Annotated in this window: 18 protein-coding genes and 1 pseudogene; 10 read left to right on the forward strand and 9 right to left on the reverse strand. The window is 38.4% G+C overall.

Annotation, left to right across the window (positions count from 1 at the left end; genetic code table 11):
* The first annotated feature begins 1 nt into the window (after nucleotide 1).
* From B0169_RS03370 to B0169_RS03380, 3 genes are all read left to right on the forward strand, one after another.
* Nucleotides 2-517, forward strand: coding sequence for a PDDEXK family nuclease (locus B0169_RS03370; RefSeq protein WP_077284565.1), 516 nt, complete (start codon nucleotides 2-4; stop codon nucleotides 515-517).
* Between the two features lie 85 nt (nucleotides 518-602).
* Nucleotides 603-1,661 carry a flavin reductase family protein gene (locus tag B0169_RS03375; protein ID WP_077284871.1) on the forward strand — a complete coding sequence of 353 codons (1,059 nt, stop codon included), beginning with the start codon at nucleotides 603-605 and terminating at the stop codon, nucleotides 1,659-1,661.
* Nucleotides 1,658-2,719: a fatty acid desaturase family protein gene (locus B0169_RS03380; protein ID WP_077284566.1), complete on the forward strand. Its 1,062-nt coding sequence runs from the start codon at nucleotides 1,658-1,660 to the stop codon at nucleotides 2,717-2,719. Before B0169_RS03375 ends, B0169_RS03380 begins: the two co-directional genes overlap by 4 nt.
* A 437-nt stretch (nucleotides 2,720-3,156) precedes the next feature.
* Here B0169_RS03380 and B0169_RS19495 read toward each other — a convergent pair.
* Nucleotides 3,157-3,369 (reverse strand): annotated as a pseudogene (locus B0169_RS19495) (type II toxin-antitoxin system Phd/YefM family antitoxin); the annotation flags it as partial.
* 221 nt (nucleotides 3,370-3,590) lie between these two features.
* Between B0169_RS19495 and B0169_RS03395 the strand changes: the two are divergent.
* Nucleotides 3,591-4,082 carry a hypothetical protein gene (locus B0169_RS03395; protein ID WP_077284567.1) on the forward strand — a complete coding sequence of 164 codons (492 nt, stop codon included), beginning with the start codon at nucleotides 3,591-3,593 and terminating at the stop codon, nucleotides 4,080-4,082.
* A gap of 385 nt (nucleotides 4,083-4,467) precedes the next feature.
* Entirely contained in the window at nucleotides 4,468-5,154 is a 687-nt protein-coding gene (locus B0169_RS03400; RefSeq protein ID WP_077284568.1) for a phosphoglycolate phosphatase, read from the forward strand.
* A gap of 3 nt (nucleotides 5,155-5,157) precedes the next feature.
* Here B0169_RS03400 and B0169_RS03405 read toward each other — a convergent pair whose 3' ends face one another.
* On the reverse strand, nucleotides 5,158-6,633 hold the full coding sequence (locus B0169_RS03405) for an FAD-dependent oxidoreductase (RefSeq protein ID WP_077284569.1): 1,476 nt from the start codon (nucleotides 6,631-6,633) through the stop codon (nucleotides 5,158-5,160).
* A 320-nt stretch (nucleotides 6,634-6,953) separates the two neighbouring features.
* Between B0169_RS03405 and B0169_RS03410 the strand changes: the two genes are divergently transcribed.
* Nucleotides 6,954-7,271 (forward strand): VF530 family protein, encoded by a 318-nt coding sequence (locus B0169_RS03410; RefSeq protein ID WP_077284570.1) that lies wholly within the window; start codon nucleotides 6,954-6,956, stop codon nucleotides 7,269-7,271.
* An 89-nt stretch (nucleotides 7,272-7,360) separates the two neighbouring features.
* Here B0169_RS03410 and B0169_RS03415 read toward each other — a convergent pair whose 3' ends face one another.
* The 5 genes from B0169_RS03415 to B0169_RS03435 all read right to left on the reverse strand — a co-directional run bounded on the left by B0169_RS03415 (nucleotide 7,361) and on the right by B0169_RS03435 (nucleotide 13,629).
* Complete coding sequence (locus B0169_RS03415) at nucleotides 7,361-8,425, reverse strand: tetratricopeptide repeat protein (RefSeq protein WP_077284571.1); 1,065 nt, start codon at nucleotides 8,423-8,425, stop codon at nucleotides 7,361-7,363.
* Between the two features lie 222 nt (nucleotides 8,426-8,647).
* Nucleotides 8,648-10,276, reverse strand: coding sequence for a diguanylate cyclase domain-containing protein (locus B0169_RS03420; RefSeq protein WP_077284572.1), 1,629 nt, complete (start codon nucleotides 10,274-10,276; stop codon nucleotides 8,648-8,650).
* Nucleotides 10,266-10,718 carry a type 2 periplasmic-binding domain-containing protein gene (locus tag B0169_RS03425; protein WP_077284573.1) on the reverse strand — a complete coding sequence of 151 codons (453 nt, stop codon included), beginning with the start codon at nucleotides 10,716-10,718 and terminating at the stop codon, nucleotides 10,266-10,268. Before B0169_RS03425 ends, B0169_RS03420 begins: the two co-directional genes overlap by 11 nt.
* Before the next feature lie 3 nt (nucleotides 10,719-10,721).
* Nucleotides 10,722-12,038 carry a hypothetical protein gene (locus B0169_RS03430; RefSeq protein ID WP_235838452.1) on the reverse strand — a complete coding sequence of 439 codons (1,317 nt, stop codon included), beginning with the start codon at nucleotides 12,036-12,038 and terminating at the stop codon, nucleotides 10,722-10,724.
* Nucleotides 12,039-12,399: 361 nt separating this feature from the next.
* Nucleotides 12,400-13,629 carry a type III PLP-dependent enzyme gene (locus tag B0169_RS03435; RefSeq protein ID WP_077284575.1) on the reverse strand — a complete coding sequence of 410 codons (1,230 nt, stop codon included), beginning with the start codon at nucleotides 13,627-13,629 and terminating at the stop codon, nucleotides 12,400-12,402.
* Nucleotides 13,630-14,190: 561 nt separating this feature from the next.
* Here B0169_RS03435 and B0169_RS03440 point away from each other — a divergent pair.
* From B0169_RS03440 to B0169_RS03450, 3 genes are all read left to right on the forward strand, one after another.
* Complete coding sequence (locus B0169_RS03440; protein ID WP_158077041.1) at nucleotides 14,191-15,330, forward strand: LPP20 family lipoprotein; 1,140 nt, start codon at nucleotides 14,191-14,193, stop codon at nucleotides 15,328-15,330.
* 186 nt (nucleotides 15,331-15,516) lie between these two features.
* A complete protein-coding gene (locus B0169_RS03445; protein WP_077284872.1) occupies nucleotides 15,517-16,659 on the forward strand; it encodes a PQQ-dependent sugar dehydrogenase in 1,143 nt (380 codons plus the stop codon).
* 370 nt (nucleotides 16,660-17,029) lie between these two features.
* Complete coding sequence (locus B0169_RS03450) at nucleotides 17,030-17,845, forward strand: mechanosensitive ion channel family protein (protein WP_077284577.1); 816 nt, start codon at nucleotides 17,030-17,032, stop codon at nucleotides 17,843-17,845.
* Between the two features lie 352 nt (nucleotides 17,846-18,197).
* Here the strand turns inward: B0169_RS03450 and B0169_RS03455 are convergent, their stop codons facing one another.
* Nucleotides 18,198-19,106, reverse strand: a complete 909-nt coding sequence (locus B0169_RS03455; protein WP_235838453.1) for a 1-acyl-sn-glycerol-3-phosphate acyltransferase — start codon at nucleotides 19,104-19,106, stop codon at nucleotides 18,198-18,200.
* A gap of 152 nt (nucleotides 19,107-19,258) precedes the next feature.
* Nucleotides 19,259-20,047 (reverse strand): tRNA (adenine(22)-N(1))-methyltransferase, encoded by a 789-nt coding sequence (locus B0169_RS03460; protein ID WP_077284579.1) that lies wholly within the window; start codon nucleotides 20,045-20,047, stop codon nucleotides 19,259-19,261.
* Between the two features lie 223 nt (nucleotides 20,048-20,270).
* On the opposite strand from B0169_RS03460, the gene B0169_RS03465 reads away from it, so the two are divergent.
* Complete coding sequence (locus B0169_RS03465; RefSeq protein ID WP_077284580.1) at nucleotides 20,271-20,957, forward strand: flagellar brake protein; 687 nt, start codon at nucleotides 20,271-20,273, stop codon at nucleotides 20,955-20,957.
* The last annotated feature ends 195 nt before the right edge of the window (nucleotides 20,958-21,152 follow it).

Raw genomic sequence — 21,152 nt, forward strand, 5'->3', positions numbered from 1 at the left:
GATGAAAAAAAGAAAAGGCATAACGAGAAAAATCAGAGACGGCTGGATTGAGCTATGGGAATTAGACAATAGTCAAAGCCCACTGTATTTTTCGTTTATTAAAACTCAAGATATTAAATCTTATGGCTCTAAGGCTCGTGTTCCTGATTTTTGTGATGATTCACAAGATAGAAACCTATTATCTACAAATGAGCGTTTATTCTTTTATCGTCTGCGCTTTTCAAAGCGTTTTGTGTGGATTAAAGAGCAATATCCTCTGTTGCCGCTAGCCCGAGCTATGGCTGTAGCAAAAGAATTAAAACTTAAGTACCCGACATATCCTTATACCTCCAATATTGAAGTGGTAATGACAAGTGATTTCTACTGCCAAGACTTTACTGGTCAGCAATATGTTTATTCAATTAAAGATGAAAAGCAGTTTGCAAAAGCAATTGGTGCCTTAGTTACGAGTGAGAGAGTCACGAGTGAGTGTCCTGTTAACCTATCTGTTAGCTTATTTTTATATTCAGTTAATTAGGTCTGCTTTAATAACATTTGATTTATTATAATTTGAGCGTACAATTGTGCGCTCAAACTTTAGCGTACAAGTGTACACTCAAATTATGTTATTTACGACTTTAAACAAACTAAGTATATGGTTTTCACACCATAGTGCTTTTTCTGGTTATTTTGAACCAGTAATACAGCGAGTAAAACCTGCATGGCGTCAGGGTTTATATCGCGCTCAAGTGCTTAATGTTACTAAAGCTATTGGTGACTTTGTTCATATTACATTGCAACCTCAGCACCAGTGGAAAGCTCATAAAGCGGGTCAACATATTGAATTGACTGTTGAATTAAATGGCCGTTTGCTGACTCGAATTTTTACAATTGCCTCTAGTCCGCAGCAATATGTTAAAGATAAAACAATTACTTTAGTGATTAAAACTAATGAATTAGGCCGTTTTACACCACAGTTAGCCGATGAACTTATCATTAATAGTTGGGTAAATATTTCAGCAGCACAAGGTGATTTTGTATTTCAGCAGGTAAATAAACCGTTAGAAACTCCGACTGTTATGATTGCAGGTGGTTCCGGTATAACTCCAATGATGTCAATGTTGTCAGAGCATTTATCTACAGCTAACAACCCAGTGTATTTACGTTATATTGCGCCATTAAATGAGCATCAATTTGTAGAGAATTTAGCGTTACTAGCGAAAGAACACCCGTATTTCACATTTGATCTTATGACCCGTAGTGAGCATGAATCACAACCATTAACCTTACTGGCTAAGTCAGATGTTTATTGCTGTGGGCCTCAAGGTTTAATGTTTGACATTGAAGCGTTAAGTAAAGATACGGGGGCTAATTTCTATCAAGAGTATTTCTCATTAGCTCCCACTTTTAATGATGATTCAGCGGCTAAAATAGACATCACCGTTACGTTAAATGGCAAGGTATTCACTGCATCTAATCAACAAAATCTGTTAATACAATTAGAAAGCCAAAATGCGCCAGTTATACGTGGTTGCGGCATTGGTGTGTGTCACCAATGTCACTTTACTAAAAAGAGTGGGCTCGTAAAAAACTTGCTTACTGGCGATGTGTCAGACAGTGGTGAACAAATTATACAGCTGTGTATTTCAAAGCCATTAAGCGACTTGGAGATGTCAATATGACTCAAATGAATTACGAACAATTTGCTCAAGAGCTTGATGCTATAAAGCAAAATACTATGGCAAAAGTAGGTAAAAAAGACGCCGACTATATTCGCCGCGTTATTCGCTGGCAACGTTACTGTGGTTGGACCGGCCGTTTAATGTTATTAACGGGATTAATTCATCCTGCACTATGGGTTGTAGGTATTTTATTACTAGCGACATCAAAAATTTTAGACAATATGGAAATTGGTCATAATGTTATGCATGGTCAATATGATTGGATGAATGATAAACACATTAACTCGCAAAGTTATGAATGGGATATTGCCTGTGATGGTAAAAGCTGGAACCGAGTTCATAACTTTGAACATCACACATACACCAATGTCATAGGTAAAGACCGTGATTTTGGTTACGGACTTTTACGTTTATCAAGTGACTTTAAATGGAGAGTTAAAAACCTTTGGCAGTTTATAACTTACATTAATTTAAGTTTGTTATTTCAGTGGGGCATTGCTTACCACGAACTAGCTGCTGAACGTGTTTTTTTTGGTAAGAAAAAAGACGGGCGAGACCAGCGTGTTCCTCACTCTGAATTAAAGCATCGCTTTTTTAGTAAGGCCTCACGCCAAATAATTAAAGATTATGTGTTTTTCCCATTGATTGCTGGTCCATTATTTTTGTGGGTGTTAGTCGGTAATTTAATTGCCAACTTGTTACGTAATTTATGGACGTCAACCATCATATTTTGTGGTCACTTTACAGAACACGTGCATACCTTTACAGAAGCGTCTATTGAAAATGAGACTCGTGGACAATGGTATTACCGTCAAGCGCTGGGGTCTTCAAATATTCAGGGCGGTAAAGGTTTCCATTTAATGACAGGACATTTGAGCTTTCAAATAGAGCATCATTTATATCCTGACTTACCATCTTCTCGTTACCAAGAAGTTGCACCACAGGTACAGGCTGTCTTTAAAAAATATCAACTGCAGTATAATACGGGGAGTTTTTTGACGCAGTACTCGGGCGTATTAAAACGTATATTTAAATACTCTTTACCAAACGCCGCTTAGTCAAAGTTAAGACTATTTATAGCTGGATAAGCTAAATACTTAAAAGCCGATTAGCGTTAAGTTAATCGGTTTTATTGTTTCTGTGGGGGCGGCCTAGAATAGGTCGCTCTACCACAATTATTTTTCTAATGGTTGGCGTAATGTCCACCAATAGCGAATATATAAAAATACTCTGCATTGAACTTGTAAATGAGTCTGTCTTTTTGGGAAATTCGCTTTGACCATAAACCATAAACCATAAACCATAAACCATAAACCATAAACCATAAACCATAAACCATAAACCATAAACCATAAAGGTTATGTTTTAGTGGCTCGGGTTTCCCTGATCCACTACTGGGATCTGAGCGAAGCACTTCTTTTAATATTTTACATAGCACTTTATTTGATTTTTATCTTTTTCTCTTAACTGCTCATAAGTGAGCCACGTTTTACCTTCAAAGATTAATGATCTCATCTAATTGCTCTTGTGCTGGTTTGTGGCTTTTATTGCTCTTATGCGTACTCATTGATTCAGCTATTTGTTGCATCAAGCTATTACTTTGTAATACGTGTAATGTTTCTTGTTCTCTTTCCCAATCATCTGCACTCATTACAATAAAAGCATCACCAGCACGCCTAGTTACTTTAATAGGTTTATACTCGCTAACTGTTTGTTCAACTTATGTTTTTAGGTTGTCTCTAAACTGATTTACACTTATGCTATCCATAGAAAACTCCAATTTATGTACGGTATTGTCGTACGTTTTAGTCTAAAAAATATAATAAGTCACATAAAAGGACAAAAAACAGTTGGCTTTTTGCTCCTTCGTCGCTAAGTTTAGCTAACCATTTTTTTCCTCTTAGTGAGACGTTTTTTACACATTAAGTCATGATTATCGTACAAAAAATAGAAACACATTGGACTAAAGCCTCAAGAGGGATGCCAAACTCAAAACTAAGAAACTCTGTCCCAAGGGGGCTAGAGTTACCTCATATTGAAAATGATGCAGCCATTTTTGTTCATGAGGTCAAAGCAACCGAAGATAATGGTTTTAACTTGGAAAGTGAAACTTTGGCTATTCCAAACCAAAAGAAATACTGGTCGTTTGAGTTTACAGAGTCCGATAATAGGTTAAATGTATTCTTTAGCTATAGTTACCACGAACATGGTGCGCCAAATAGGGGAGGTTTTCGCCGTAATCTTATAAACCTATCTGAAGGTGAAACCGCTAGCTTTCATATAAATGGTCGTTTTACTTATTATAGTGGTCAGTGGTATCGGCAGTATTTTGTAAATATTGGGTACGGGGTTAGCGAAACTGACGTTTTCCTGTCAAAGCCGTTTAATCGTCATGTTAATAAAATGGTCAATTTATTCTAAAAAACGTATCACAAAGCATTCTAGCTGAAATTCAAAGCTCCGCTCAATTACGGCATGTCGCTGCGCTGGGTAAAGACTCAAAAAATTAGGTGAGTTTCGAACCAATAAAAAGGTTGCTAACATAATGATGTTGTTAGTATTTATATAAAAACACGCCCTGAGATGGACGGCAAGTCCTAAAACTTACTTTTCACTGCATATTTCAACAAGGGAGCCTCTAAAATATAAAGGACACCTATTCTAATATCTAATTGAGTGAACCTCTCGTTAAACTCAGTAGCTTACTGCATCTACTTTTATTTTTTATCAAAAATGCATGAACAACTGCACTAATGCATTGAGTTCAGGTAACATTCCTCACATAACTTAAGGAGCAGAGAACACAGTGGAATTAAAAGATAAAAACGTATTGTTATTTGACTTAGATGGCACCTTAGTCGATAGCGCTCCAGATCTCGCCTTAGCGGTAAATCGCATGTTAGCGGATTTAAACCGAGCTGAATTTGACGAAGACACAATTCGTAGTTGGGTAGGTAATGGTGCTAAAGTACTAACAGAGCGGGCTCTGTCAGGCTCAGCAGAAATTGATGAAACACTTGATAATGCTTATGCTGCAGACGCGCTAACTAAGTTTTTAGCTCATTATAAAGAATGTGTTTGTGTCAACTCTGTTTTGTATGACGGCGTGCGTGATGGCTTAGTTACTTTAAAGCAAGCGGGCTATCGACTAGCTATTATTACCAATAAACCCGAGCAATTTATTCAACCTATTTTAACTGGTTTAGCGCTAGATGATCTATTTGAACTGTTGATCGGCGGTGATACCTATCCAGTACGCAAACCACACCCAGAGCCTTTATTTGGTGCTATGAAAAAGTTAGCGGTGACGGTTGAGCAATGTGTCATGATTGGTGATTCTAAAAACGATATTTTAGCGGCTCAGGCGGCAGATATGGCAAGCGTAGGACTAACCTATGGCTACAACTATGGTGAAGATATCAACCAATATCAACCCAACTGGTGCTTTGATAACTTCAGCCAGTTTGTTGCAGCCTTTAAACTTAAAGCTTGAAACTTAGAAGTTTAGTGCCAGGGCGCTTGGGTATTCACGTTGTTCGGCAAGCGCTATCGCCCGTTTTGTGACGTCGGTGTCGCTGCTTTGCTGACTGACCGGAAAGTAGTGATGCTTATAAGGCGCAGTCAGTGCCGACTTTTCAATCAGCCCACAACAAACAAGGTCGGCTAAAATTGCATCGGCCGCTTCTAATGCTGAAGAGGCTTTGACTATTTCAGCGCGGGCATAGTGTTTACTGTCGAATGACACGTCTGCGGCGCGCAGGTCTGGATCTTGTCCCGGAATTTGTTGTGCGCCAAACAAGGGCTTGGCAGCAACTGTTGCACTGCTAAAGCTTGGCATATATTGCGCTATGTGGCCAATAGAGCCTAAAGTTCGATGATTTACTAACTGAGCCGGCCATTGCTTGTCAATTTTTTCGATAAACTTAGCGGGCAATTTAGGTTGGGCACTATTGGCTGAGCTACTCACTAAACCTTGTTCGAACAAGGTAATATCTTGTGTCATACCGTGTAGTTGGAAATAACCGTTAGGGTAAGGCGTTAATTGTGCCATGCCTTGTGGCGTTCCACGTTCGCCATGAAATACGATTTCGGGCCATGCACCTTGGTATTTTGGCCAGTGCGCAACATAGGCCGCTTTAAACTCGACCATACGTTTGCGCTTGGTGTTGAGCATGTCATCAATTTCACCGCTTTTAAAACCACAGGCATTAACCACATAGTCAAATTCTTGCTGATTTTGTTTGCCGCTATTGTTATCTTTAGTGGTTATCTGCCAGCCTAAATGGTCAGTTTGTGCTGATATGGCAACCACCTTACTATTTGTTTGCAAATGACAATTGTTAAGACGTTCAATGGCTAAGGTTGCTATTGCGGCTAAACGAAAAGCAGACATGCCATATTCTTGTACTAGCACAATAGGGAATTTTATGGCGTCTAAATTAGTATGATTAGCAAAAGCTATTAGCCAGTCGGTTGGGCATTGTGCTTTTTTAGGAATAGGCTTACCAATGAGCGGTTCGATGTCAGCTCGAGTAAAACATTGAAAGTAGTCTGCCGGCTCGCCAATCACTTTATTCGCTGGGTCATTGCTTATTAATCTTTCGTATTCTGCCCGCAGTTTTTCTAACCTAGGTAATAAGTCTTCAGGTTGGCCTTTGTCTGTTTTAGGCAATGCAATGATCGTCGGTCTTACGTTAATACAAGAAGGATAAACTTTAACGGTATCAATCGATTGTTTGAGCAAAATAAGACATTGTTGGTCAGAAATTTCTCGATATAAATTACCACCGGCATGTAAATGACACATTGGCGGACCATTGACCAAACTTGGGCCTTTTTCAATTAAAGTGGTATCAAGACCAAGTTCAGCAAAGCGCAACGCAATGGTAGACCCAGCAACACCACCACCAATAACTGCAATTTTGGCCGGGTTTGATAAGAGAGGTTGATAAGGCATTGGTTTTTTATTCATCAAAATTTTATCGCGCGATTAGATTAGGAGCTTAAAGCTGCAAACGTTGCATGATATACGTTTGAATATCGTATTGCGATCGCTAAACGTGTATTTAATGTGTCATTGATTAATCGTTAACCAATACCGCTTTAAATTAAAAGTAAATTAAAAAATATAAAGGATATTCAAATAGCTAAAAATAAGTACTTAGTTTATCTACTCGTCAATCTAGCGACGGTTAAAGCCCAATTAAAAAATAGTGATGAGTGTGATAAAGCATAAGTCTGTTAATCGTTAGAAAACTTGGTACAATGCCATTTTTTGATTTTAGGTGGCTAATGAATAAAGGTAATGACCCGCTACACGGCGTGAAACTTGAACAAATTCTAATTGAACTTGAGAAAGAAGTTGGTTGGGATAAGATGGGTGAGTTACTGAATATTCGTTGTTTTCTTAATAAACCGCGCCTTAAATCAAGTTTGAAATTTCTTCGTACAACCCCTTGGGCACGTAGTCGAGTTGAAATTTTATACCTGAAAACCTTTTGTAGTAAAAATAAAGGCACAGGTAGCGCAATCAGGGGCATACTTGCTCAAAAAACATCAGTAGCAGAAAAAACCTCTAACAAGCCTACGCCGTTTGTTTGGCCAACGTAGCAAGATAAACAAATACAATAAATAAACGTGCTCCTAGCACTGACGTGATGCAATAATTTGCTGTCAGTGCCATTGATTTAATTGCATGGCTAATTAATTTGATAGCTTGTGCCAGCTTCATTTAATGCTCGATAAAAGTCTTCAATTTCGCATGTTTCTTCTAATTGACAGATCACCCGATATTTTTCTATGGCTGGCTGGTAACCTTGCAAAGCGGCCTGAAATAACCAATGAGCAGCATTTTCAATATCGCGACTGCCTTCAATTCCAGTTAAGTAGAGCTCAGCTAAATTGGTTTGGCCTGGCGCATAGCCTAATTCAGCAGATTGCTGCAATAATACGAAAGCTTGTTCAAATCTATCAGCAATATAATTTGCTTTAAGATAGGCCATTCCTTGCGTGTTTTGTCGTTTTCCGGGGATATAACGCCACGCTTTTTTCGCTTCTGTTGTGCTACTCACCGGGTTACCATCAATCATATAAACGGCTTTATTTCTGCCGATCATATTAAAATCTGGACGTACTACTCGATAAATAAAACCTTGTTGAAATAATTTATCTAATTCAGCGTAAGAAAAATGCTGGCGTTTTTTTTCGAAATAATCAAAATTTGTACTATGGCCAAAACGCAGGCCATTGTTTAAAGCGTTTTTCATCGGATAAAAGTAATTACCATAAGTCAACGAAACTGTACCACCGGTAATATCGACAATTTTAGCTATTCGATAGTTGTTTTGTGGGTGTTTATCTCCTGTTACTTTTCGATAGTCTAAATAATAAAAGTCGTTAACTTTGGGGGCGTCAATATACGCTTGGCTCTGACGATTTTTTTGTTGTTCATCAGAAAAGTAATAGCTCAGCAATATGATGATAAGAACGCTACCAGTAAAGGTGCTAAGCAAGCGTAGCTTGTTGAAAAACGCTAAGCTAAGATCAGAAAAAATGAGCTTTCGATCTGATGCGCTATTTGCAGGGTGTTGACATTGCAAACACTGAACTCTTGTTTCACGCTTTACCGGAAAAATAGGCAAGTATTCAAAAAAATAAAAAGCATAAGTGATCACCGACTTGACACTATGCTGCTGGCTACCGCAACAAGGGCAAAGTAACTTGTCTGTTATGCCTAAATTCATTGTCGACTCGCGATAATCCATTATCTAAACCTTTTATTAAGTAATACTTTTTCAAAACTGTTGTTTTTATAGCACTCGTTTATAAAACAGACAAGCACTTTGTACTAATGGTTTCGTAGTTTGAGAGGGACGGCTAAAGCTGCTTGCTAAATAGTTCTAATAAAACGTTGTAAAAAGTTAGCATCTACTACAAGCCTACAGCTGTTATGAGGTTATTCGTAGTACTAAAACTGAAAATATAATCTATTTATTAGCTTTAAACTCATCATAAAAGGCAATTTTTCCTCGGCCCGTTTCTTTAACATGGTATAACATTTTATCAACATTAAGCATTAATTCGATGAGTTCATCGCCATCGTTAGGCCCAACAGCAATGCCAATACTGGCACCAACGGCACATTTTATATCTTCCGAAATATAAATATCTTGCTTGATTTCATTAAGCATAGCGAGTGCTTGACCATTAGATGTTGCTTTATCGTAGGTTTTAATTTGCTGAGCGACGATAAATTCATCGCCACCTAGGCGAATGCATATGTCGGTTTCTTGATTGAAGTGCTTCTTCAGACGCTGTGCAGTTGTCGTTAGTACTTTATCACCGGCTTCATGGCCATAGGTGTCATTGATTGGTTTAAATTTATCTAAATCAATCATCATAAGCACTAGGTAATGCCGGTGCTTGATACAATCTCGTAAGGCTTTTTTCAAACGCTTTTCGCCGGCACGACGGTTGAGTAAATCAGTGAGAGGGTCATGATCTGCTTCAAAACGTGTCTGAAATTCTCGTTCGGCGCGCTCAGTTACATCATGTAAAATAACTTCAATTAAATGCTCATGAGCATCTCGCTGTATTTTACGTTGATCCGCTAACCTTACGAATAAACAATGCAACCAGATGGTTCGATGGCCCACTTTACACTCTATATCTAATGTGGCTTGTGGTGGGTTTTTCTCTGAACGAATATCAATTAGCAAAGCTTGTAATTCTTCTACGTTATTTAATAGTGAGGGAAAGTGTAAGCTTGATAATTCTTCTTCACCGGGCATAGTGAAGTAATGTTTAAAAGCTGGGTTAAAAGTGGTGATGTTGTTTTTTTCATCCAATAAGCATATACCAGCACTAGCTTGTTCGAAAATAAGCCTAAATTTAGCTTCTAATTCTTGTGTTTTTTTGCGCAGCTCTTGTTCATTGCTAATGGTTAGCTGTAATTCATGCATTAAGGCGTTTATGCCTTGCGTTAATCGGCTTATTTCATCTCGCTTACCTTGCTTAAAAGCAAGCATTTTCATGGTTTCTGGCGCTGTGGGATCAATTGCAGCGAAACTGTCTGTTAAGCTTTGAATCGGTTGTGTTAGCCATTTGCGCACGACCAGTGAAACAAAAAAGGCGATGATGATTGAATGGATCAGCATTAAAAGGAATTCTTTTTCAAGTGAAGACTGCGCTTGCTGTTGAATAAAGTTATCGTCTGGATATATTGATAAAATACCGATAATTGTCTCTTCAATGAAAGGATGAATCAATTTAATTGAAACGGCTTCTTTTTGCTTGTTAATAGAGCCACTCGCGATGAATAGATCGGTTTCACCTTGCGGGTTTACTTCTCCTTCTATGCTTGCACCTTGCACTAAGTCATTACGTAGCAAGCCATTAATAATTTCTTGGCTTAGTTCGTGGTCATTTAAATATGCCGCGATTGCTGCTGTTTTTTCCATGGTTTGTGCTAACTGTTGAACCAGTAAGTGATTAGTGTTTTTCTTCTCTTTAAGAGATGAATAATAGGAAAGAATCGAAAAAAATATAGATACAACGACCGCAACAATCGCTATTGATAGGGCAACACGTATGTATAATTTTTGGCTAATTTTCATCAAACTGATATACCACTTTTACAGCGTCTGTAATCTGCGATTTTGGGATATAGCCAATGGCAAATTTCGATGCTTTTACCTTATTTAGTGCGTCTTCAACTGAGGTTGCTTGTGAAGGGGGCTTTGCACGTCCTGAAAATAATAACCGCGCCCAATAAGCATTAATTTTTTGTTCACTCTTGTTGACCAGTTGTTGGTAGAAGTCATTCTTCAATGTTGATTGAGCAGGTAGATCTAATGGCTGCGACATTTCCCCATCAGGGAAGGTTAAATAGCGTCCCATGTAGATATCAATGACTTCACGTTTCGATAAGGCATTAATGGAATTGCTCTTATTTACCACTACAACAAACTCCGTAGTCGATGCACTAACACTGAATATGAGCATACTCAAAGGTAGATACAGTGACAAATAGCGACGTAAGTTGAGATAGCTCATCATTGCTTAAAATACCATGCTAGCATTTAAGCTAATCATATGGATTTTATGTCCTGTGTCGACATCAGCGGGGTTACTAAGGGCCCATAAACCAGCGCCAACGGGTTGAATATCAAAGCGATCAAGTTGGGCTTTTAGCGCTAGTCGCTCCGAAAATTGCCACTTTACTCCTAAATTAATTGAATGTTGATGAACAATAGGCTGTTTAACCGCAGCTTTTGTTGCAAGTGCAAGCTGTTGTAGTGGCTGAGAAACTTGTTCAGGAGTGCCTAATGGAAATTGAGGATCGGTTACTTGAGTAACATCGTGACGGTTTTTGGCTGATGAAAAACTAGTGTAAAAAATTGCACTGTCGACTCGGTAGCCAATGCTAATGTATGTGTTAAGTACCGATGGCGCTACTAACCAATCAGATTCTGAAATGCCTATTTCAGATTGAATTAGCCAATTGTCATTATCATAAGTAAGCCCAAAAGCGGCATATTCTATAGTATGACCTTCAGTGTTGAATTTGTTAGATAATGCTTTTGCTTGTGGCCATATATTTTGCGGCACAGCATCAAGTAAGCCTAAAAATTCGTCCAACATGGCTAGCTTATAATCGCCAAGATCCGTTTTTGACAGCGAAAATCGCATGGTCCAAGCATCTAGTGAGTAGGTTGCGCTGAAAGTAGCTAAGTTATCAAAATCAATAAAGAAGTCTTGGCTATTTACTTTTAGCTTTGCTGTTGAACTACCCCAAGCTAACTTTAAGCGTAAAAAGCCTTGATCAAGGGCGTTACTGTATTCAACATCAACGCCGTCATAATGCCCTGCGGTGCTAGCAAAAGAGTAGTATTCATGCGGAGGGCGAACCCATAAGTAGGCGTATCCTACATTGGGGTATTCTGAGAGTAGGTAAAGATCACTGTTTAGCCTGCCGGCACGAATAGCCCAATGGCGAGAGGGGCGATAACGAGCAAAAGCCAACTCAATAAAATTATTCAACTCTTTGTGGGCATGATCTTGCAAAACAACTTGAAGGACAGAGTCCCAATTTTTTGCGAGCGTGATATTAGCCTGCCCACCTAAAATTGAATCACGAGTCGCAGAAAAACCCGTATCATTTTCATTTAAATAATTTGAAGCAAAGCCTATATCTGCATCATCAGTGTAGCTAAGGGTTAGCGATGCAAAGCCACTGAATTGCACGTCTAAGTCGTTGGCATAGCTATTACTAATAGCAGAGGTTACCAATATGATTATGGCAATAATACCTCGATACAGCATGTTAACTCTTATTTTGTTGATATAGATAATAACAAGATAGCACATTTTGTTCATTTGCCCACTCAATCAATAATAAGCTTCGGTAAAGGTAGTAGAATGATAAACTTACAAAATTTAATTTATTCTTGGTGAAATATTAGTTGTTAATTCATGCGGTCATGCGGCTTATCATTTGATAGTGCAGAGCTGTTTTAATCGTTAAATTAATTTGATTAAATTGTTTACTGACTCGTGACCTGAGAAGATAAATTTATTGCTCAGTTGATTTTTAATATCCAAAGTTACAACAAACACTCGGAGCAATAGGCCTTTGCTCAGTGGTTAAGTACTCATTATTATAAAAACGCAGTAGTAAACTGCGTTTTTAAATGGATACAAGTCTGACTCTTTAGAAGAGGAAGTTTTGGTTAAGTTTTTAGCCCGTCAATTCTTGGCCATGTACTTGCTCATTTAATACGACAACTTCTGCGCGTTTGAAAAAGTTAAAGTCGGTAGCTGTCGCTAGCGTATAAGCGCCCATCATACGGCTAATAATTAAATCGCCATTGTTCAGCTTCGGTAGCATGATCGATTCGCTTACTACATCAATACTGTCGCATGTTGGGCCTGCAAGTACAGACTCAAAACGCGTGAAGCCTTGCTTAGTGCTATCGATTGGATATACCGCTTCATCAAACACTAATCCGCTGAATGAGCCGTAAATACCGTCATCTAAGTAGTACCATGTTTTACCTTCACGTACGGCTTGCCCCATGATAGATGCTACACTGGTTACACAACTTGCCACAATAAAGCGGCCAGGCTCGGCCAGTATTTGCATGGTTTCTGGTAATTGAGCAAGGGCAACGTTAATTGGCGCGCAAAATACATCAATGGCTAATACTTCAGCACTGTAAGGTACCGGAAAACCGCCACCTATATCTAATGTGCTCAATGCCGGCAGCCCTAGTTCATTTACCTGTAAAATAATTTTAGCGCAGGCATTTATTGCCTCTACATATTTAGTAGGATTTGGCGATTGCGAGCCAACATGAAACGATAAGCCTTTAATTCTAATGCCTAGCTGTTGTGCGTAGCTAATGATTTCGATAGCCGTTTCAGGGCTACAGCCAAACTTTTTAGATAAATCAGCAAATGCTTCTGTGTTGCGAAAACTTAACCGTACTAAAATTTCAGCTTGATCTTTATAAGCAATAAATTTTTCTAGTTCATTTATGTTATCTACCACAAACACCGTACAGCCATAAGCGAGTGCATCACGGATGTCACTATCACGTTTGATCGGGTGCGTGTGAATGGTGCGCTCACTTGGCACACCTTCACTGGCAACTAAATCAATTTCGCCGCTGGTAGCAAGATCAAAACTTGCCCCTTCTGCTAATAACGTGCGAACAACGGCGGCTACTGGCAAAGGTTTTAAGGCAAAGTGCAAGGTAACATTCGGTAATGCATTTTTAAGTGCGTGGTATTGGCGACGAATAGCTTCACAGTCAAGCACCATTAAAGGCGCGCCATACTGCGCTACTAGTTGTTCAATTTCTTGATTGGTTGGTTGCGTATCAGCAAAGCACTCGCTTTGGTTAGCCGCAGCCGAAACTTCAGGTACTTTGATTTGGAAATCTTTAAATTTCGTTGATAAAGCCATGGTATTCTCCGAGTAAAAGAACGTATTGATGACGTTCTAAGTAACCGCTCGGATAACGGGTATCTGCGAGTCAGTTAAGTGATATCAATAGTGCTTACGCACAGTCAAATTCACTCTTGGATAGTTGCTCATTGCCTTGCTACAAACTCAATTTGTAATGTACTCGGATTGGCTATCATCAAGAAGCGGCGAGATAATAATGTCAGTTTTAAATTTGTGCAACATTTATTTTTAAAAAATTAATCGTTGAAAAAACATCTTAATAAAATCAATCTCCGGTTTACTGTATGTTCGTAATTTTTGTTTTTAAGAACTTGTTTTTTATGTGGTAATTTTCTTTTATTTGACTTTTTTAGTTGCTTGATGAGGCGGTATGACAAGGTAACGTATTGCCATCAAGCGAAAACCACGTTTATTACTAACCACTTAGCTACTTGTTTTGGCGCTGTACTGCTCTTTTTCTGGACTTAGCCAAAATTAAAACGTTACACTTTGAATAAGTTAATATTATTAAGAATAATTTTATAAATGAAGTATTTTTACCGCTTAAAAGTTCTGCTTATGTTCTGCGTTTTTTTTAATTTCTCTTTACATGCCAAGCAAGTTGAAAGTTCAAATTCTCATACCGCTAGCTGTGATTTTCTGCCAAGTACGGCAATGCCTGAATGGGTTATGAGCCCCTTGCCAGCTGATGACGAATATTTGTATGGTTATGGTGTGGCTTCTAACCCCAATGACAATATCAGTAAACTACGAAATACGAGTAGAAATGATGCTCGTCGCGATTTGTCAGAATCATTACAAGTTAAGATCAAAAGTGAAGTGAAACTGCAAACCACAGCACACACAAAGAATAAAACTCGTACTATATCTCAAGAGGCAAATAACTTTATTACCTCAGAAAGTGATGCTGTATTGGAGTCATCTGAGGTTGTGCAATTATGGCTTCAACCCAACTCATGTAATTTATGGACAAAAATTAGAATAAAAAAGAAAACAGTTGATACATCCACAAAGGTCATCTCACAATCAGTGGCGGCTTCGATTAATGAAAATCTGCAAGAAATTATAACAAAGCTTGATGATGTCAAAAAAGAAACCTCGACCGATCCTAGAAAAGAATTAGCTAATAGGGGAATAGACTTTTCACCCACATCGTTTGCAGAAAGTCTCTATAGAGGGGATCAAAGTAACATCATGCTATTTCTAAAGGCGGGCATGGAATACGATGAAGCGCGAGATCCATACGGTGAAAGCTTTGAAGAAATGTTTTATCGAACAGATATTGATAAGCTATCGAAAAGTCTAAAAACACTGTCTGATTTTAAGCAAAATACCTTCGATTTATCCTACCCATTGCTGCGAGCCATTACGCACGGCAATGCGGCTAAAACCAAGTTGTTTATCAAACATGGTGCAAAGGTTAACGAAAAGCATTCTCGCATGTTTGATAGTTATGTCTGGCGAAGAATTACTTTTGATCAAGCAACGGCTCTATGTTTTGTTAATTCGAGAATTGCCTATTTTACCCAATACCCAGATAAAGATTTTGCGATCGACGACTTTCAGGCTATTCAAGCACACTTACTTGAGCAACACGCTGAGTCTTATGGAAATATAACCACTAATGCAGGCATAAACGAACCAAGATATAAGAGTTACTTTAATTGTCAAACTAACCAGCAAAGTTCGATAAAGTAGCGAGCAATGTTAAGTCTAGCCAGTAATTTTATCAGGCAATTACTGTATATATTTCAAATGCTGATGGTATTGCGCAACGCATGCGTACGAGGGTTTGAACTATATTAGCCTTTTAAGTGAACTCTTTTGCAGATGTTTATATACTCAACATACGAATATTTAGCGCTTAGTTGCTTTGAGAAAATTATGCCATCACTTGTTTTTAAATATTGCCAGTACCTGTTGTTATTTGTGCTCTCGTTTAATTTGAGTGCTGAATCTGGCCGTCAGCAGAGCTATAGCGGCACTGCTGGGGCAAAGTTGCTCGCTGAAGAGTTTGGCACTTTCGACTCTCCTTGGGCGATGTCTTTTTTGCCTGATGGCAAGCTTGTTGTTACTGAAAAAGCTGGAAAGTTACTTTTAGTTGATGTCAATAAATGCACTAAATTAACAATACAAGGCGTGCCTGAGGTTGTTTACGGAGGGCAAGGTGGCTTAGGGGATGTTATTGTGCATCCGCAATTTAGCGAAAATAATTGGCTTTATTTGTCTTATGTTGAAGCCGGAGCATCGGGAAAAAGAGGTGCGGTTGTGATCCGTGCGCAACTAAAAGTAAACTCAGCAACGCCAACACTTGAAAATATTGAATTTATTTGGCGTCAATTTCCCAAAGTTTCAGGTCATGGACATTACTCACATCGCATGGCATTTAGTCCTAACGGTCAACTTTTTATCACTTCTGGCGATAGACAGAAACAAACGCCCGCACAAGACTGGCATCAAAACTTAGGCAAGGTGATCCGCTTAAATGCCGATGGGTCTGTACCTAAAGATAATCCTTTTCAACTGAAAGGAGAGCTGGCAAAAACGTTTTGGTCGTTAGGTCATCGAAATATGCTAGGTATGGCTTTCGATAAGCAAGGACGTTTATGGACACATGAAATGGGACCTAGAGATGGTGATGAATTAAATCTCACTCTGGCTGGGCGTAACTATGGTTGGCCTATTGTTTCTGAGGGCGAACATTACTCTGGCGCAGCTATTGCCGCACATCATACCCGCCCTGAATTTCAGGCTCCAGCCACGTTTTGGGTGCCAACAATTGCACCGTCTGGGTTGATTATTTATCACGGCGCTATGTTTACACAATGGCAGGGTAACGCTTTTATTGGAGGTCTCAGGTCTCAAGCACTTCTACGGATAGAGCTAGCTGGCGACAGCGCAGTAGAAGCAGAGAGGTTCGCTATGGATAAACGTATACGAGAAGTTGAACAAGGGCCTGATGGCGCGTTATGGATTTTAGAAGATGGCCCAAGTGCTAGGCTTTTAAAGCTAACTTCTGATAAGTAACGTTTATCAGTGGCATTTTTCAATAATGGTTTGTGATTTATCAATATCGCTAAGCGCTTAGTTGAAAAATGCGACATTCTAAATAAATTAAAATTAGCTAAAACAAGCTCAAACTAGCCTTGAAAGCCAGAATAACTGCTGCCTAGTGGGAGTTTTTTAACCTAAGTTCAGCAAAGTCTCTATATTTAGCAAAAATAAGTAATAATTTTGAGAATAATTATCGTTTTTACTCTATATTCATAAAGTGAAATATTAACTTAGTTTATAATTCCAAGTTAATATTGCACAAAATAAATAAGAAAAATTTAATCGAGTGAAAAACAAGCTGTTACATTAATGTTAAGCTCGAAAAATAAACCAGGGAAAAAATATGAATACAGAAGAAGTTGTTGACCAAGTTGTTGGTATGTCGTTACTTTATGGTCCGAAACTGATTGGTGCTATTTTAGTATGGATCATTGGTGGTTGGGTGATAAATGTTATTGGCCGCGTGGTAAAAAGTGGTCTAGACAAAAGCGGAACCGATCCATCGTTGAAGCCTTTCTTAACAGGTATCGTCAATGGCTTACTAAAAGTTATGTTGGTTATCACGGTGCTAGGCATGTTAGGCATCGAAATGACCTCATTTATTGCTATTATCGGTGCGGTAGGTTTAGCCATTGGTATGGCGATGTCAGGTACATTGCAGAATTTTGCTGGCGGTGTAATGATTTTGGTTTTCAAACCGTTCAAAGTCGGTGATGTTATTGAAGCCCAGGGTTATGTTGGTAGTGTTTCTGAGATACAAATTTTCAATACCATTATGAAAACACCTGATAATAAAACTATCATCATTCCAAATGGTGGATTATCAACATCATCAATGATCAACTATTCAACAGAGCCAAAAAGACGTGTTGATTGGACTATTGGTGTTGCTTACGGTGATGACCTAGATAAAGCACGTGAAGTTATTAAGCGTTTATGTGATGCAGATACTCGTATCTTAAAAGATCCTGAAGTATTTATTGCTGTTTCAGCATTAGCTGACAGTTCAGTGAATTTTGCTGTTCGAGCATGGGTAAGTGCACCTGATTACTGGGGTGTTTACTTTGACATGAATGAGAACGTATACAAAACCTTCGCTAATGAAGGCTTAAACATTCCTTTCCCACAAATGGATGTTCACTTACATAAAGACGCATAAAAGCTTTAATGCAAAGCGAAAGTTATAGCGAAGATAGTCAGCAAGAGTGCTAGTGGTATAGGCTATTCTCAACTCAACTCAACGCTATAACGAGCTTTTAATAAAGTAAATATACTTACTGTAAATTAAAAAGAGCTAACCAAGGTATTGGTTAGCTCTTTTTTTATTGGTAATGTTAGTGGCTAATTAGGTGAGAAATTACCCAGTACTGGCACTTGTTAATGCTCATTTTTTATAGCTATTTGGTCATGGCGATTAAGTCATGACCATTAGCAAGTGAAATAAGCGATGAAAGAATATTCACTCAAGAGCCAATCAATTAAGCACTTGTGAAAAAACGTCAAAAAAGGCATTAAATACTGGGTGATAAATGCAAGAAGCAACCTTTACCTGCAAATGTTAGTTGGTAACTAGGTTCACTATTGTTGCCAGTTGAAGGTACTTTTTCCAGCATGCCTTTCTCAATTAAAAAGTCTAACATGGTTGTTGAAAGTTCATCTAGCTTAGTCTTTGCGATGATTTCCATTCTAGTGGCGACGCCTTTACAAGCGTACATAGTCTTGATTATTTTAGCCTCTGCTTCTGATAATTTTGGCATACTGCCGGCGTATGGGGGATATTGGTGTAGTGGGAATTTACCTCGAATAGTTTTATAAGACGCTTGTATTGCTTTGATATCGTCTGCTTTATTTTCAGTTAATGTAAAGGTATGGAAAACACCTGATTCTTTACTTAGATAATCCACCTTAGCCAAAAATATAGGTAAATTACAGCCTTGAGCAACATGATAAAAGCCCGTTTTCCACTTAGATACAGGGCCACGGGTGCCTTCAGGCGTAAATAAGAAAAACACACGCTTTAATTTTTGACTATCAATAAAGTCTTTTATTTGTTGCACTTGACCAACACCTTGCTCTGAACGATCTATCGGAATCGCGCCAAGATACATTAACCAAGTGCCTAGTACAGGTACTCGGCAAATACTGTCTTTAATCGAGAAGTATATTTTAACATCTTGTTGTATCGCTGCGCCGAGGGCATAAAAGAAATCCCAATTTGAAGTGTGTGGTGCGGCTATAGCAACGCCGGCTCCTTCGGGGGCATTTTTGCAAAGCTTCCAGCCTGCAATCTTGAACCAAAGGGTAAAAAGGAATTTTAAAAAATATTTAGTGAAAATGCCGTCAAAGATGGTTTTTTCACGAATGGTGAGTGATGTTTTTGCCATGATAGTAGGAAGTGTTTTTACGATGAATATAGCCAATATTGTAGCATGTTAGCGACAATAAACCTTGATATAGCATAAAATTTTGCCCTAGTTCAATTGACCTTCAATTAATTTCAGGTGAAAAACTGTGCCGTATTCGTTAGCGCTATGCAATAAATATGAGTGCTAGCAGAGCTTTAATGCGCTCATTAAGTTAGCGTTATGTCTCGATAAGCATCAATGATGTGCTGTACGTTGTTGGCTTTATTTTGCTTGGCACCTTGCTGAATTCTTTGATAGTGGCTAAGGCTTTTATGTAAATATTTTTTAGCTATTTCAAACTGTTGGTTTGATGTTGTTTGCCAAATTTTATCACCAACAGGGGAGATTTTATTCGGCTTCTCACTTGCGCTATCAGGCAATGAAGAAACTAATAGTATTTCATAGAAGCGACGGTTTTCTTCGATTAACACTTCGTCTTTCAGGCTAAAATTTAACGTAATTAATTGCTGACGTAAGGCAAATTGATGATGTACAGGGCAAAGTAAAAAATCAATATTAAGGTCTTTATGTTGTTGAACAATCGCCTTAACAAACTCTATCATTAAGTCTGAGCCGACACCGGCAATGATCACTAAATGCCTGCCTTTATACTGCCTTAATGGTAGCTTTGCGACATCTAAACAGTAAGTTTGCCAGTTTGAATGCGGGTAAAAACGTTTAAGTTTGTGCTGAACTGTTGTGATTAGCTCAGGCACAATATCAACAAAGTGAATCGTGTTACTTGCATGGGGTACTATTTGTTGCGGTGCTTTATTGACCAAGTTGCGTGATAAAAGTGCAAAGCCAAGTAATCCATGATCGCAGCAGCAATCCCAGATATGATCGTATTGAAACGTCACCATCGCTGTAAGTTGTTGCAAGCGTTTACTGAGTTTAAAGCCGAGCTTACTGTCTGGCTTGTTGTTTTTGAGCTTGTTCAGCGTTGTGTTTGGCATAGCGTTAGATGGCGTTTTAAGTATCGTGTAAAGTTGTAAACAAAATGCCTGAGTAGCGCAAGCGTGGGTATTGTATCGCTAACTTAATTAATCATTCAAGTGGCTTTAAATGTAAGTTAGTTGATTACGCTTTAAGCAAAATGTTTTAAAAAATAGCCATTGTTTAAAGTTACGTGCTTGTTTATATTGGGATAGATTTCATAAACATAGTTGCAAGGATGTAATGGCTGTATTAACACAACAAGCACCGGCAGTATCATATGGTTTTGACCTTCAACCCGGTAAAATACTTGATTTAGAGATTAGTCACCCCGTGAAAGTGCGTATTAAAGTGCCGCTGATCGGCTATGAAATAGGTAAGTATATAATTTTAAAATACCCGATTTCAGCACGAATAAGTGACTATCAAGATGTTTTAGTGGAAGGGAACGTTGTTATTGCCCGTTATATATTAGAAGGGGAGCGCGGTGAGTGTTACGCCTTTCGCTCAACAATAAAACATATAACTAAATACCCTGAAAACTTTATTATATTGCATTACCCTGAAAATATTGAAAGTCGACAGTTGCGTTTGCAACAACGAATTACCACCCATTTACCGGCAAGTATTATGATAGATACGGAGATCGGTGAAAATAATAGCATTCGTTTAAATGGTATTATCGCTGATATATCGGCAAAAGGTTGTGGCTTTGCTTTTAAAGCCGATAACACGAAAATAACCGTAAATAAGCGTGATATTTTGATCTGTATTCATCACCCTAGTACCGGGGATGTGAAAATTCCTGCTCATGTTTGTAATAGCCGAAATGAACAAGGCAAAGTCAGTGTGGGCATTAAGTTTTTTGATGATGACGAACAAGTGAAAAACTTACTTGAGCATTTGTTTATTGATCAGAATATGCTGTAAAAGCGTTTTTAGCGGGTAGTTAAGTTGTTGGTAATATTGGTTTTGTCAAAGCCAATAGTGTCAAAGCCAATAGTGTTAAAGCGCATGAATATTACAAAACTTACACTTATCATATTTTGTAAATACAAGGTTTATTGTCTGCACACGTCAACTCTTAACTTTTTATCTTACCAGTCATGCAATTAATTCGTGAGT

The sequence above is a fragment of the Cognaticolwellia aestuarii genome, assembly GCF_002000025.1.
GTDB classification, from domain to species: Bacteria; Pseudomonadota; Gammaproteobacteria; order Enterobacterales; family Alteromonadaceae; genus Cognaticolwellia; species Cognaticolwellia aestuarii.